Genomic DNA, 15,286 nt, shown 5'->3' with positions numbered 1-15,286 from the left:
CTGATTCGCTTTACCCTTTAGTTATGAATCATTTATCCTAAGCTTCTATAGAAATAATGAAAAGCAACAGAAGTGATTATGTCGGTAAAATCAAAGCCAAAACACACTCCAATGATGCAGCAGTATCACAAACTCAAAGCAGAGAACCCTGAGATTCTGCTTTTTTACCGCATGGGTGACTTCTATGAATTGTTTTATGATGATGCAAAGCGTGCCTCTCAACTACTCGATATATCACTAACCAAACGCGGTGCGTCAGCAGGCGAGCCTATTCCAATGGCAGGCGTCCCTTTTCACGCGGTTGAAGGGTATTTGGCTAAGCTGGTTCAACTAGGCGAATCTGTCGCTATATGCGAACAAATCGGCGACCCTGCAACCTCAAAGGGCCCAGTAGAGCGTAAAGTCGTTCGTATCATTACCCCTGGTACAGTTACCGATGAAGCTTTACTTGCAGAACGCGTTGATAACCTTATCGCAGCTATCTATCAACACAATGATCAGTTTGGCTATGCCACTTTGGATATTACCTCTGGCCGCTTTTTAATATGCGAGCCAAAAACCGAAGAAGCGATGCTCGCAGAGCTACAACGTACTAGCCCTAAAGAACTGTTGTTTCCTGAAGATTTCGCACCGGTCCATCTAATGGAAGGTCGTCATGGCAACCGTCGCAGACCTATTTGGGAGTTTGAGTTACAAACCGCTAAGCAGCAGTTAAACATTCAATTTGGTACAAAAGACTTAGTGGGCTTTGGTGTTGAAGCAGCAGAACTTGGCCTTTGTGCGGCAGGCTGTTTGATTCAGTACGTCAAAGATACGCAGCGAACGGCTATGCCTCACATCCGCTCGATTACGATGGAGAGGCAAGATAACTCGGTTATCCTTGATGCTGCGACAAGACGCAACTTAGAGATCACACAAAACTTATCTGGCGGTTTTGATAACACCCTTGCAGAGGTACTGGATCATACAGCAACCGCAATGGGCAGCCGCATGCTCAAACGTTGGTTGCATCAACCTACTCGTGAAGTATTAGTACTGAACAACCGCTTAGACTCGATCTCCGAACTCATTGAACAAGGACTTTGTCCTGAACTTAATCAAACCTTAAAACAGATTGGAGACATCGAGCGCATTATCGCTCGATTGGCGATTCGCTCTGCTAGACCACGCGATCTTGCTCGCCTTCGCACCGCATTGCAACAGTTACCAGAACTAGAAGCAACATTAGAAGACCTAGTCAATCCGCACCTCAAGAGCTTGTCTCATGATGCTAAACCATTAGATAGTTTATGTGAGTTATTAGAGCGAGCAATCAAAGAAAATCCTCCTGTCGTCATTCGTGATGGGGGCGTACTTGCCGAAGGATATAACGAAGAACTCGATCAATGGCGAGATTTAGCTAATGGTGCGAAAGAGTACTTAGAAAAGCTTGAATCCGATGAACGAGAACGACACGGTATAGAGACCTTGAAGGTAGGCTACAACGCTGTTCATGGCTTTTACATTCAAGTGAGTCGTGGGCAGAGTCACCTTGTGCCTCCTCATTACATTCGTCGCCAAACGCTGAAGAATGCAGAACGCTACATTATTCCTGAGCTAAAAGAGCACGAAGATAAAGTTCTAAATTCTAAATCTAAAGCTCTGGCAGTAGAAAAGGCGTTATGGGAAGAATTATTTGACCTCATATTACCTCACCTTAATAGGCTGCAATTGCTGTCGTCTGCCGTTTCTGAAATTGACGTATTGCAAAACCTTGCCGAGCGCGCCGAAACCTTGGAATACTGTCGTCCAAACATTAAAAATGACATTGGATTATCGGTCACTAATGGTCGGCATCCTGTTGTTGAGCAAGTATTAGAAGACCCGTTTATTGCCAATCCTATTGAGCTTAATCCTGAACGTAAAATGTTGATCATTACCGGTCCGAATATGGGCGGTAAATCCACTTATATGCGTCAAACGGCTTTGATTGCATTACTTGCTCATATTGGTTCCTATGTTCCTGCGGAATCCGCGGATATTGGTTTACTTGATCGGATATTTACACGAATCGGTGCTTCCGATGATCTAGCCTCAGGACGCTCTACATTCATGGTAGAAATGACGGAAACGGCGAATATCCTGCACAATGCCACAAAACGAAGTTTGGTGCTAATGGATGAAATAGGGCGAGGAACCAGTACCTATGACGGACTGTCGTTAGCATGGGCTAGCGCCGAATGGCTGGCAAATCAGATTAGCGCCCTTACCTTATTTGCCACTCATTACTTTGAGTTAACGGAACTACCTTCTCAACTCAAAGAACTAGCAAACGTACATCTAGATGCTATTGAGCACGGCGACGATATTGCCTTTATGCACGCAGTACAAGAAGGTGCGGCTAGCAAGTCTTATGGTTTAGCGGTTGCAGGTTTGGCGGGTGTACCTAAACCTGTGATCAAGCAAGCGAGGCAAAAGCTCAATTTGCTTGAGCAGCTTAGCCATCAGCCTCAGACAAACAGTCCAAGTAGTGTCGAGATTGCAAACCAACTTAGCTTGATTCCAGAGCCAAGTGAGGTGGAAATAGCATTAGGTGCTATTGATCCTGATGATCTTACACCGAGGCAAGCTTTAGAAGAACTTTATAGATTGAAGAAGATGCTTTAGGTTATTTTAGTTATTAGCCTAGTTCTTGTGCATAGTGCATAGTGCATAGTGCATAGTGCAGGCTATAGGATATTAGTCATGTCCGAGTGCTTTTATCGGACATCTAGTTTCAAGCAATGCAACTACAAGGTCCCCGATAGAAGCGCTCGGGGACGACGGTTTGTTTAGTATTAATTCGAACTGAATTAACTTCTACATAGAAGCCAAGCTATCAGCTATCAGCTATCAGCTATCAGCTATCAGCAAATTTGAAGCTAAGGGCGAGTTATACAAACAAAAAGGTCAGCTTACGCTGACCTTTTTCAATTTAACCTATAAAATTTTATTCACTGTCAAAGTTAAACAGCGACTCCATATTCAGTCCTTGCTTTAACAGGATTTCACGTAGTCGACGTAGACCCTCTACTTGGATCTGACGTACACGCTCACGAGTTAGGTTAATTTCGCGTCCTACTTCTTCTAGGGTTGAAGGTTCATAACCAAGCAAACCGAAGCGACGAGCAAGTACTTCTTTCTGTTTTGGATTTAACTCATCGAGCCAATCGATAAGAGAGTGCTTAATATCGTCATCTTGAGTAGACACTTCAGGATCTGAGTTGTTGATATCAGGAATAATATCAAGCAATGCCTTGTCACCGTCGCCACCAATTGGTGTGTCCACAGAGCTCACACGTTCGTTGAGGCGTAGCATCTTACTTACATCATCAACGGGTTTATCGAGTTGCTGAGCAATCTCTTCCGCGGTAGGTTCATGGTCTAATTTCTGAGATAACTCACGCGCTGTTCTGAGATAAATATTTAACTCTTTAACCACATGGATCGGCAAGCGAATAGTGCGGGTTTGATTCATTAGGGCGCGTTCGATGGTTTGTCGAATCCACCAGGTTGCGTAGGTTGAGAATCGGAAGCCACGCTCCGGATCGAATTTTTCTACCGCACGAATTAGACCGAGGTTCCCCTCTTCAATTAGGTCCAATAGCGCTAAGCCACGATTGCTGTAACGACGAGAAATTTTGACAACCAGACGAAGGTTACTTTCAATCATACGCTTGCGTGCTGCTTCATCTCCGCGAAGTGCTCGTCTTGCGTAAAGAACCTCTTCTTCTGCTGTTAGGAGTGGTGAGAAGCCAATTTCGCCTAGATAAAGTTGCGTTGCATCTAGATTCTTCGTTGAAGCGTCAAATTCTTCTTTTACCTGAGTTTCGACCTTTTCAACAATACTATTTTCTTCTACTTCCGCACTTACTTTATCTTCTGTTAGGTCTTCCACTTTTGCTGCAGTGTTATCCATACTCATAGCGCCTCCAATGGCTCAACAGGTTGGCATTACTGCTTATAATGCCGTCAGTTAGGGTAAATATCTTTCCGGATTAACGGATTTTCCTTGATACCTAATCTCAAAGTGCAGTTTAACGCCGCTAGTGCCGGAACTACCCATAGTTGCAATCTTTTGCCCGGCCGATACTGTCTGTCCTTCTTGGACTAACAAACTATCATTGTGAGCATAAGCACTAAGGTAATCATCATTATGTTTAACAATAATAAGGTTGCCATAACCACGAAGCGCACTACCGGAATAAACTACACTGCCACTGGCAGCTGAGATAACCGATTGGCCACGTTGACCTGCTATATCAATCCCTTTATTGCCTTGTTCTCCTGATGAGAACTTGTTGATGACTCTTCCTTTAGTTGGCCACTTCCATGACGAGACCGCTTTATTTGCTGGCGGTTTCGATGTTGCGACACTGTTAACACCTTGTTTAGAACCAACATACTCCTTTGTCGACTGCTGATCAACCTTTGCAGTAGCACTATTTTGTAGATTTGTCGAAGTCTGTCCCGAACTTTGTGCTGTAGTCTGCGCAGTCTGAGGACTCTTTGTCGTGGAGGCTTGAGCTACAGCAACAGGTTTACTTGAACTATACACTGGAGTTGTATCTTTATAATCAGGATGCCAAAGCTTAATTCTCTGACCAACGCGCAGAGTATAAGGTGCTTTAATATTGTTAAAGCGGATAAGATTATTGACGTTTCGGTCAGTAATATAAGCGATATAATAAAGGGTATCCCCCTTATTCACCGTATAAAAGCTGCCTCGAAAGCTACCTCGATCAACCTGCTTATAATCACGATTCTTGCCTGAATACCCACTAGGGGCACAACCGACTAAGGTTGCAATCAGTACTATTCCAATAATCGAACGCAAAATCTTATCCATAAACCTAAGCTAGCTCTCCCTGAACTAAAGGCACAAATCGTACATCTTCTATGATTTCAGACTGAACTCCAGACTCATGTTTAACAATTTTCAATAACTGTTGTTGTGAGTCTCCAATTGGAATGATCAGTCGTCCACCAATCGCCAACTGGTCAACAAGAGCTTGGGGAAGCTCCGCTGCGGCTGCTGTTACAATAATAGCGTCAAATGGTGCATGTACGCCCCACCCTTTCCAGCCGTCGCCGTATTTTGATGATACATTGTAGATATCGAGCTTAGATAAGCGACGCTTTGCATCCCACTGTAATGTTTTAATACGCTCAATGGTATGCACACGCTCAACCAACTGCGCTAACACCGCAGTCTGATAGCCAGAACCAGTTCCAACCTCTAAGACCTTAGAGTTGTAATCCAGTTCCAATAGCTCAGTCATTCTTGCAACAATATAAGGTTGAGAGATGGTTTGCCCACTTCCGATAGGCAAGGCATTATTATCATAGGCTTGATGCCTCATCGCCTCTGATAAAAAAGATTCTCGCGGCAAATTAGCCATCGCCTTCAACACAGCAGAATCACGTATGCCCAACTGCTGCAAATGCTCTGACAAACGTTGAGCTTGATAATGTCCCATCTATGATCCTTTCAACCACTTATTCATACTCGGCAGTGACTCATGTGCGGTCAGGTCTACCTGTAGAGGTGTGATAGAGACTTTTTTCTGCTCTAACGCATGAAAGTCAGTGCCAACCCCTGCATCCTGCTCTTTGCCCGGAGGACCCAGCCAGTAAATCTGTTGCCCTCTTGGATCGAGCTGTTTAATCATGTTTTCTGCATGATGCCTAGCACCTAAGCGAGTCACCTCAATATCACTGAGATCTTCCCAGGCAACATCAGGAATATTCACATTAAGAAGTCTATTGGTTGGTATAGGTTGACGTTGGTGCTGTTCCACCAACTGACGCGCTATTTTAGCCGCAGTATTAAAATGTGTGTTTCCAACCAGAGACAATGCTATAGATTGCACGCCGAGAAAATGCCCTTCCATTGCAGCTGCAACGGTTCCAGAATAAAGCACATCATCACCAAGGTTTGCACCATGGTTGATGCCACTTAATACTAAGTCTGGATAGTCATCTTTCATTAGTTCATTCAGAGCAAAATGCACACAATCAGTTGGCGTTCCCTGCACTGAATGAACATTAGGAGCGATCTCATTAACTCTCAGTGGATTTTCCAATGTTAGTGAATTTGATGCGCCACTACGGTTTCTATCTGGTGCTACGATGATCACTTCTGCAATCTGTTTTAGCTCATCAGCAAGAACACGAATACCTTCGGCATGTACGCCATCATCGTTACTTAAAAGAATCTTCATTAAATCAGGTACTCTTAATCAAACGAACGTTCGAAAGGAATCTCTTCAATCACCTCTCGCATGATAGACGTAGCGAAGCACCCTGAGTCTAGCCAGAATTTCACCACAACTTGGTCATCACTGCTTTCCCAACTAAGCTGCTCAGGCAGCAATTTGATTGTTCTGCGGTCATGACGCATGCGATTACCTCGGATCAAAGCCATAAGATCAGGCTCTGCATCTACTGTGGCTTGTTCTATTTCCAGTGCTATACCAGAGGTGGGTAAAGCGTTATCACCAGCTAAAGCTGCCGTAATTTCACCCGATGGCTCAGAGAGCACATCCCCTGCAATAGTAGAGTCAAAGCATTCTTTGTTTAAACGTTCAGAGACGATCTGATTAAAGATCCATGAGCGTGCTGTTGAGAGATACAAGCTGCGCTTGTTTTGGTTTCGAGTACGAACGTTTTCCCGGCCCCAGCGGCGAGCTTCATCAAGGTTGTTACCATTATTTCCAAAGCGCTGTGCACCAAAGTAATTTGGCACGCCAGCTTCAGAGATAGCTTGCAAACGTGCTTCAACTTCAGTTATATCCGTTACTTCGCTCAAGGTAAGCTCGAAGAAGTTGCCCTTTAAATCACCAGGACGAAGTTTTTTGTTATGTCTGGTAACTTCTAGGATCTCGATACTTGGATGCATTTTTGTAAACAATGCAAAATCTAAATCATCGCCTTTTGGAAGGTGCACACTTAACCACTGCTCAGTAACAGCATGGCGGTCTTTCAAGCCAGCCCAACTTACGTCTTTAGACTTAACGCCGCAGAATTTAGCTAACTCATTTGCCACAAAACTGGTGTTCTCACCAATTTTGCGAACACGTAACATCAAATGCTCACCGGCGCCTAATAACTCAAAGCCTAGGTCTTCTTTCACTACAAAATGTTCGGCTTTAGCCTTAAGTTTAGCTTTCGCAGTTGGTTTACCGTGCTGATAAGCAAGATTTGACAATATGTCACTCATAGTCTGGAGTGCGCCTCTAATTAGAATGTTGAATCAGAACTACGGCTTCTACCGCAATCCCTTCTTTGCGTCCAGTAAAGCCCAAACGCTCTGTTGTTGTCGCTTTTACATTGACGTTGCTAAGCTCTGTCTGCAGGTCTTGTGCTATAGCCTCTCGCATACTTTGAATATGGGGTGCCATTTTAGGCGCTTGCGCCATGATAGTCACATCGAGATTACCCAATACATACCCTAGCTCTTGCACACGTCGGTATACATCCTTGAGTAATTCACGGCTATTTGCACCTTTCCATTTGTCATCGGTATCAGGAAAGTGATGGCCAATATCTCCTGCAGCAATAGCGCCAAGCAATGCGTCGCATACAGCATGAAGAGCAACGTCACCATCTGAGTGGGCAATAAGACCTTGCTCATAAGGAACCGCAATGCCACCTATGATAACAGGACCTTCACCGCCAAATTTATGTACATCAAAGCCATGCCCTATACGGATCATAATTACTCCTGAGTTGTAGGTCGTAAATAGAATTCTGCCAAAGCTAAGTCCTCTGGCTGGGTTATCTTAAGGTTGTCTGCACGACCTTCAACAAGAAGAGGGGATAGCCCTATCAATTCCATACAAGAGGCTTCGTCCGTCACTTGAGAGTGATTATTTAAAGCTGATTGCAAGGCTTGTTGCAAAGAGCAGCAACGAAACATTTGAGGTGTTAAAGCATGCCAAAGGTCAATGCGATCTACCGTACTTTCAATCTCTTTGGTCTGAGATGAACGCTTCATGGTATCCCGCACCTTAGCCGCCAATATAGCGCCGACTTGGTGTTTGCCCCCTTGCTCAATTAAAGCACTAATATCCTCATGACTGACATTAGGTCTGGCAGCATCATGCACTAAAACCCAGTCTTGATAGCCTTGTTGTTTGAGATAATCGAGAGCATTCAATACTGAATCACAACGCTCTTTTCCACCAGCAACACGAGTCACTAATGGGTGATTAGCGATAGTAGTTTCAGAGAAATATTCATCTTCTGCACTAACCGCAATCACTACCTCAGAAATTGCAGGATGCGATAGCAATTTTGCTACCGTATGCTCCAAGATAGTTTTTCCATGCAGCATGAGATACTGCTTCGGTCGATCTGCCTGCATTCGACTGCCAACACCGGCAGCAGGGACAATAGCGATATATTTATTCAAGTTAGGAACCGGTTATAAAAATTAGTCCGAATCGATAATACGGTAGAAGGTTTCTCCTTCTTTAACCATTCCGAGTTCATGGCGAGCTCGCTCTTCGATGGCATCAAGCCCTTGCCTTAGGTCATCAATTTCCGCAAACATTTCATCATTACGCTTGTGTAACTCCGAATTCACTGAGCTTTGAATGGCAATTTCATCCTGAACCTGGCGGTAGTCATTCACACCATTTTTGCCAGCCCACAGCTTTGCTTGCATCACTACCAGTAAACTAAACAGCAATACGGAAAAAATACGCACGTAAAAAATCCTTCTCCAATAACCGACCTACTGGCCTTTTAGCTCGAGAGCCAAGCTAACCTTAGTGAGTTAATATTTATAACATATTCGCGTAATAGACGACACGCATCAAACTTAATGACGAGAAAAATACAAAAAAAAACACCCCGCGAACGCGAGGTGTTTATGTTTTAAAGCTGACAGCTATAAGCTGTAAGCTTCAGGCTCAGCTAATAATTAAGCTTGGCCTTTAACTTCTTTAAGACCGTTGAAAGGAGCACGCTCACCTAGTGCTTCTTCGATACGGATAAGTTGGTTGTACTTAGCAACACGGTCAGAACGGCTCATAGAACCAGTCTTGATTTGACCTGCAGCAGTACCTACCGCTAGATCAGCGATAGTTGCATCTTCAGTTTCGCCAGAACGGTGAGAGATAACTGCTGTGAAACCAGCATCTTTAGCCATCTTGATTGCAGCTAGAGTCTCTGTAAGTGAACCGATTTGGTTGAACTTGATTAGGATTGAGTTAGTGATACCTTCTTTGATACCGCGCTCAAGAATCTTAGTGTTTGTAACGAATAGATCGTCACCTACTAGTTGAAGCTTGTCACCTAGTAGCTCAGTTTGGTGCTTGAAGCCAGCCCAATCAGACTCGTCAAGACCGTCTTCGATAGAAACGATTGGGTATTGGTTAGCAAGGTCTTGTAGGTAGAAGTTAAACTCTTCAGAAGTGAAGATTTTGCCTTCGCCTTTCATGTTGTACTTGCCAGTTTCTTTGTCGAAGAACTCAGAAGCAGCACAGTCCATAGCAAGAGTAACGTCTTTGCCTAGCTCGTAACCAGCAAGCTCTACAGCTTCTTTGATTGCAGCTAGTGCAGCAGCGTTAGACTCAAGGTTAGGAGCGAAACCACCTTCATCACCAACTGCAGTGCTCATGCCTTTAGACTTAAGAACTTTAGCTAGGTTGTGGAATACTTCAGCGCCGATGCGTAGAGCTTCTTTGATGTTTTTCGCGCCAACAGGTTGAATCATGAATTCTTGGATATCAACGTTGTTATCAGCGTGCTCACCACCGTTGATGATGTTCATCATTGGTAGAGGCATAGAGAATACACCTGGAGTGCCGTTTAGTTCAGCGATGTGCTCGAACAAAGGCATGCCTTTAGCTGCTGCAGCTGCTTTAGCGTTTGCTAGAGATACAGCTAGGATAGCGTTAGCGCCGAACTTAGACTTGTTCTCAGTAGCGTCTAGGTCGATCATGATTTGATCGATAGCAGCTTGGTCTTTTGCATCTTTACCAGCAAGAGCTGCAGCGATGTCGCCGTTTACAGCTTCAAGAGCTTTAAGTACGCCTTTACCAAGGAAACGAGACTTGTCACCGTCACGTAGCTCAAGAGCTTCACGAGAACCAGTAGATGCGCCAGATGGTGCAGCAGCCATACCTACGAAACCGCCTTCTAGGTGTACTTCAGCTTCTACAGTTGGGTTACCACGTGAGTCGATGATTTCACGACCTAGAACTTTAACGATCTTAGACATTAAATATATCCTCTTATAATCAAAAAAATGTCAATTTTAAGGGGTGCTGTACATCTCCGCTCAACACCCCTGCATTCCTTTACTTGTCGAATTCACCGCGTTGGAATTGACCTGCCGCTTTAACGAAACCAGCAAATAATGGGTGCCCATCACGTGGTGTCGAAGTGAATTCTGGATGGAACTGAGCCGCCACGAACCAAGGGTGCGCAGGGTTCTCGATAACTTCCACCAATTTTTTGTCTGCTGATAGACCCGATACTTTAAGACCAGCTTTCTCGATCAACGGACGTAAGTTGTTGTTCACCTCATAACGGTGACGGTGACGCTCGTGGATCTTAGCGCTGCCATAAAGTTCATGAGCTTTAGTGCCCTTCTCTAGGTGACATAACTGAGAGCCAAGGCGCATTGTACCACCAAGGTCAGAGGTTTCGGTACGCTCTTCAACGTTACCTTCTTTATCAACCCATTCGGTGATCAAGCCTACCACAGGGTTTGGTGTTTCTTTATTAAATTCTGTTGAATGCGCATCAGCAAGGTTAGCAACATTTCGCGCGAACTCAATCAGCGCTACTTGCATACCTAGGCAGATACCTAGATATGGAATGTTGTTCTCACGAGCGTACTGAGCAGCACGAATCTTACCTTCAACACCACGGTCGCCGAAGCCACCTGGTACTAGAATTGCGTCTAAACCAGCAAGTGCTTCTTCGCCCTTACTCTCAACATCTTGAGAGTCTACATACTTAATGTGGACGTTAAGACGGTTTTTCAACCCTGCATGTTTCAATGCTTCGTTCACAGACTTATAAGCATCTGGTAGTTCGATGTATTTACCGACCATACCAATAGTTACTTCGCCCGTTGGATTCGCTTCTTCGTAGATTACTTGTTCCCACTCAGACAAGTCTGCTTCTGGCGCATTAATGCCAAAACGTGAACAAACTAGATCATCTAGACCTTGTGACTTTATGTGCTGAGGGATTTTGTAGATAGAATCTACGTCTTTCATTGAGATAACTGCTTTTTCTTGAACGTTACAGAACAAAGCAATTTTCTTGCGTTCGTTTGCAGGAACCACACGGTCACTACGACAAACAAGAATATCTGGTTGAATACCAATCGAAAGCAACTCTTTAACCGAGTGCTGAGTTGGTTTTGTTTTCACTTCACCCGCCGCCGCTAGGTAAGGTACCAACGTTAGGTGCATGAACATAGTGCGCTCACGGCCTAGTTCTACCGCTAGCTGACGAATCGCTTCCATAAATGGTAGTGATTCAATATCACCCACAGTGCCACCCACTTCAACGATCGCTACTTCATGACCTTCAGAACCGGCAATTACACGGTCTTTGATCGCATTAGTGATGTGAGGGATAACCTGAATGGTAGCGCCTAAATAGTCGCCACGACGCTCTGCTGCTAGAACGTCTGAGTAAACTCGTCCCGCAGTAAAGTTGTTACGCTTAGTCATCTTGGTGCGAATGAATCGCTCGTAGTGACCAAGGTCAAGGTCAGTTTCAGCGCCATCTTCCGTGACAAACACTTCACCATGCTGAGTTGGGCTCATTGTACCCGGATCAACGTTGATGTAAGGATCAAGCTTCATCATGGTCACTTTAAGACCACGAGCTTCTAAAATAGCTGCAAGAGATGCTGCTGCAATACCTTTACCGAGTGAGGAAACAACCCCGCCAGTAACAAAAATGTAATTTGTCGTCATGTTTAACCTGAAATTGGTTGAATGAGGGAAATGGATATCTTCTGGACGGGATGCAAATATACCAGAAGCCCTTTATCGCCACAACGTGAAACTTATCACAGGCATTTTTTTTATTTTTTGCTTCAAATCAATTCAAACTTGTAAAGCCAGTTTTACGCCCTTTCATCTTGCTTTACTGAGTCCCACAAAGAATCAAGATACTCTAGATCACAATCGTCTAAGTTTCGACCTTGTTCTTGAACCTTTTTTTCTACAGCTCTGAAGCGTCTTTCGAATTTATTATTTGCTTTGCCTAGCGCCACTTCTGGGTTGCATTTAAGGTGTCGAACTAGGTTCACTGTAGCGAACAAAAGATCACCCAACTCATCCTCTACTTTTTCTTGTACAACAGTGACTTGTAGAGCTTCCTCTAGAACCTCTTGCACCTCTTCATGTACCTTGTCTACCACCGGTCCTATGGTATCCCAATCAAAGCCATGCTGAGCACAACGTTTTTGAATTTTATTGGCTCGACTAAGTGCAGGCAAAGACTTAGGTACAGAGTCTAGAATACTTTTTTCAACATTGCCTGAACGAGCTTTCTCTTTCGTTTTTTCCGCTTCCCAGTTGTCATTAATTTCTTGTTCACTGGCAAATTTCTCATCAGAAAAAACATGCGGATGACGACGCACAAGTTTTTCATTAAGTACTTCTAGCACATCTTCAAAATCAAACAGTTTTTGTTCCTTTGCCATTTGAGAATAGAAAATGACTTGAAAAAGTAGGTCACCCAACTCTTCTTTTAGGTTATTCCAATCTTGATTTTGAATGGCGTCCACTACCTCATACGTTTCTTCAATAGTATGCGGAACGATCGTGTCAAAGCTCTGTTTTTTATCCCACGGGCAGCCCTGAACAGGATCTCGAAGCGTAGCCATTATGGATAACAATTGTTCGATAGAGTTTGAAGCTGACATAAGATTTCCAATTCATATTCAAAAATAAAGCCCCTTTTCAGGGGCTTATTAGACGGGTTAACCAAGACGTTTGACTGAGATAACGTCTTTGATCTGTTCTATTCGAGATTGAACTCGAGAACTGATTTCGACACTGTTCACTTGAACATCTAAATCCATAATCGACATTTGGCGCTTATGGTCAGTCCGTGAACGCATACTTGCTACCTTAAGTTTTTCGTTCGTAATCAAGGTGGTGATATCCTTTAACAGACCTGTACGCTCTAATGCCTCAACCCTCAAGGTCAGAATAAACGAACCGACAAAACCACTGCCCCATACCGTATCTATGATTCGCTCTGGAGCATGATGCCTTAGCTCGTTAAGCTGGTCACAGTCACTGCGATGCACTGAAATACCTCGCCCTTGTGTAATGTAGCCACTGATTCTGTCTCCCGGTATAGGCTGGCAACAACGCGCCAAATGGATCATAAGATTATCAACACCCTCAACTACAACCGCGTCTTTATGTGGCTTACTTTCAAGCGGAGCTGTCGAGTCTACACTCTTCAGTTTCTCAAGCGCTTGCTTGTCTTCCTCTTCTGCTGTTGGCTTATTCACGAGGGCATTAATGTGATTAACCACTTGGTTAATGCGCAAATCACCACTGCCAATACCCGCATACAGCTCATCGGCTGAGTTTACGTTGAAGCGTTTTAAAGCGTAAAGATCGGCATCTTTCAAATTCGCGCCAATCTTATTCAGCTCAACTTCTAGAATATCCTTACCTGCATCGATGTTTTTCTCTCTACTCTGCTTTCTAAACCAAGCATTTATCTTGGCGCGAGCACGGCTTGAGTGAACAAAGCCTAAAGATGGATTTAGCCAGTCTCGAGATGGATTCGGCTCTTTTTGAGTGATGATCTCGACCTGATCACCCATCTCTAATTTATGGGTAAACGGAACAATCCTTCCTGCAACCTTAGCTCCAATACATCGATGCCCTACCTCTGAGTGAATGTGGTAAGCAAAATCGAGAGGCGTTGCCCCCATTGGCAAATCGACTACATCGCCACGAGGGGTAAAGGCGTAAACACGGTCATCAAATACTTGAGAGCGCAGTTCGTCCAGCATCTCGCCAGAGTCTGACATCTCTTCTTGCCAATCCAGTAGTTTGCGTAGCCACGTGATTTTTTCATCATAGCCACTGCGTCCACCTGAGCTACCCTCTTTGTATTTCCAGTGTGCTGCTACACCAAGCTCTGAGTCTTCATGCATTTGCTTAGTACGAATCTGAATTTCTATGGTTTTCCCTTCAGGTCCAAGCACAACAGTATGGATAGATTGATAACCATTAGGTTTAGGATTCGCGACATAGTCATCGAATTCACTAGGAAGGTGTTTATATTTGGTGTGTACGATGCCAAGAGCACCGTAGCAATCTTGAAGTTGGTCAGCAATAATTCGCACTGCTCGCACATCAAAAAGCTCATCAAAGGCAAGCTGTTTCTTCTGCATCTTACGCCAGATACTAAAGATGTGTTTAGGGCGACCGCTCACCTCTGCATTGATATGAGTAAGCTTCATTTCTGATTCGAGATCATCAACAAAGTCTTTGATATAGTGCTCACGATCTATGCGTCGCTCGGCCAGTTGCTTAGCAATTTTTTTATAGGTGGTCGGGTTTTGATAACGGAAAGCGTAGTCTTCAATTTCCCATTTCAGCTGACCAATACCTAGACGATTGGCGAGAGGGGCATAAATATTGGCACATTCTTTAGCAACAGCGTGGCGTACTTCATCTGGAGCATTTTTTACTTCACGTAGATTACAAATACGCTCGGCAAGCTTGATAATGACACAACGGAAATCATCCACCATAGCCAACAACATGCGCCGAACATTATCGACCTGAGAAGAAGCGCTACTGCTCTCCAAAGAGGCGTTTAGTTGACCGATGGCGGCCATCTCTTCAACACCTTCGATCAATTTCATGATCTCTTGGCCGTAGCGTTCTTTGAGCTCTTCAGTATCAAATAAACCACTGGATACTACTGGGAATAGCTGAGCGGCAAGCAGTGTCGCCCTATCCATAGATAGAGTGATCAATATTTCGATCATTTCACGCCCACGCCACAGCAACAATTCCTTTTGCTCATGACTTGCTAGCATTTCTTCACAATCGATGTACAGCTTGCGCAGCTTGTTCTCGGTTTTTTGCCCTTGCTTTAGGCTGTCTATCCAGCCATCAAGGTTAAACTCTTCATCCTTTTTTATGTGCGCACTACGTACCGCAACCATATTTCTTCCCTAAATAACTATGATTTTACTCTCGTACATTTCTTGCAACAGTATACCCTTAGGGCGATTCAGCTGTTTAAC

Annotated in this window: 13 protein-coding genes; 1 reads left to right on the top strand and 12 read right to left on the bottom strand. The window is 44.2% G+C overall.

The features are described 5' to 3' along the window. Positions 1–78 precede the first annotated feature (78 nt). A complete protein-coding gene (mutS, locus tag OCU48_RS02210) occupies positions 79–2,646 on the top strand; it encodes a DNA mismatch repair protein MutS (RefSeq protein ID WP_141346823.1) in 2,568 nt (855 codons plus the stop codon). A gap of 322 nt (positions 2,647–2,968) precedes the next feature. Here the strand turns inward: mutS and rpoS are convergent, their stop codons facing one another. From rpoS to relA, 12 genes are all read right to left on the bottom strand, one after another. Then, positions 2,969–3,943 (bottom strand): RNA polymerase sigma factor RpoS, encoded by a 975-nt coding sequence (gene rpoS, locus OCU48_RS02205; protein ID WP_141346824.1) that lies wholly within the window; start codon positions 3,941–3,943, stop codon positions 2,969–2,971. A 51-nt stretch (positions 3,944–3,994) separates the two neighbouring features. Further along, positions 3,995–4,867, bottom strand: coding sequence for a murein hydrolase activator NlpD (gene nlpD / locus OCU48_RS02200; RefSeq protein ID WP_141346825.1), 873 nt, complete (start codon positions 4,865–4,867; stop codon positions 3,995–3,997). A gap of 4 nt (positions 4,868–4,871) precedes the next feature. Continuing rightward, a complete protein-coding gene (locus OCU48_RS02195) occupies positions 4,872–5,498 on the bottom strand; it encodes a protein-L-isoaspartate(D-aspartate) O-methyltransferase (protein WP_141346826.1) in 627 nt (208 codons plus the stop codon). Further along, the gene (surE, locus tag OCU48_RS02190; RefSeq protein ID WP_141346827.1) at positions 5,499–6,242 is read right to left on the bottom strand and encodes a 5'/3'-nucleotidase SurE; all 744 of its coding nucleotides are present in this window, start codon (positions 6,240–6,242) and stop codon (positions 5,499–5,501) included. A gap of 14 nt (positions 6,243–6,256) precedes the next feature. Next, the gene (gene truD / locus OCU48_RS02185) at positions 6,257–7,240 is read right to left on the bottom strand and encodes a tRNA pseudouridine(13) synthase TruD (protein WP_141346828.1); all 984 of its coding nucleotides are present in this window, start codon (positions 7,238–7,240) and stop codon (positions 6,257–6,259) included. A gap of 16 nt (positions 7,241–7,256) precedes the next feature. Further along, a complete protein-coding gene (ispF, locus tag OCU48_RS02180) occupies positions 7,257–7,736 on the bottom strand; it encodes a 2-C-methyl-D-erythritol 2,4-cyclodiphosphate synthase (protein ID WP_141346829.1) in 480 nt (159 codons plus the stop codon). A gap of 2 nt (positions 7,737–7,738) precedes the next feature. After that, positions 7,739–8,434, bottom strand: a complete 696-nt coding sequence (gene ispD / locus OCU48_RS02175) for a 2-C-methyl-D-erythritol 4-phosphate cytidylyltransferase (RefSeq protein ID WP_141346830.1) — start codon at positions 8,432–8,434, stop codon at positions 7,739–7,741. A 21-nt stretch (positions 8,435–8,455) separates the two neighbouring features. Next, entirely contained in the window at positions 8,456–8,731 is a 276-nt protein-coding gene (gene ftsB / locus OCU48_RS02170; protein WP_141346831.1) for a cell division protein FtsB, read from the bottom strand. A gap of 216 nt (positions 8,732–8,947) precedes the next feature. Further along, the gene (gene eno, locus OCU48_RS02165) at positions 8,948–10,249 is read right to left on the bottom strand and encodes a phosphopyruvate hydratase (RefSeq protein WP_141346832.1); all 1,302 of its coding nucleotides are present in this window, start codon (positions 10,247–10,249) and stop codon (positions 8,948–8,950) included. A gap of 79 nt (positions 10,250–10,328) precedes the next feature. Next, on the bottom strand, positions 10,329–11,969 hold the full coding sequence (locus OCU48_RS02160; protein WP_141346833.1) for a CTP synthase: 1,641 nt from the start codon (positions 11,967–11,969) through the stop codon (positions 10,329–10,331). Positions 11,970–12,121: 152 nt separating this feature from the next. Further along, positions 12,122–12,925 (bottom strand): nucleoside triphosphate pyrophosphohydrolase, encoded by an 804-nt coding sequence (mazG, locus tag OCU48_RS02155; RefSeq protein WP_141346834.1) that lies wholly within the window; start codon positions 12,923–12,925, stop codon positions 12,122–12,124. A gap of 57 nt (positions 12,926–12,982) precedes the next feature. Next, positions 12,983–15,205, bottom strand: coding sequence for a GTP diphosphokinase (relA, locus tag OCU48_RS02150; RefSeq protein WP_141346835.1), 2,223 nt, complete (start codon positions 15,203–15,205; stop codon positions 12,983–12,985). Between the last annotated feature and the right edge of the window lie 81 nt (positions 15,206–15,286).

Source organism: Vibrio inusitatus, assembly GCA_024346935.1.
Taxonomy (GTDB): Bacteria; Pseudomonadota; Gammaproteobacteria; order Enterobacterales; family Vibrionaceae; genus Vibrio; species Vibrio inusitatus.
This window is presented reverse-complemented; position numbering and strand designations above follow the sequence as displayed.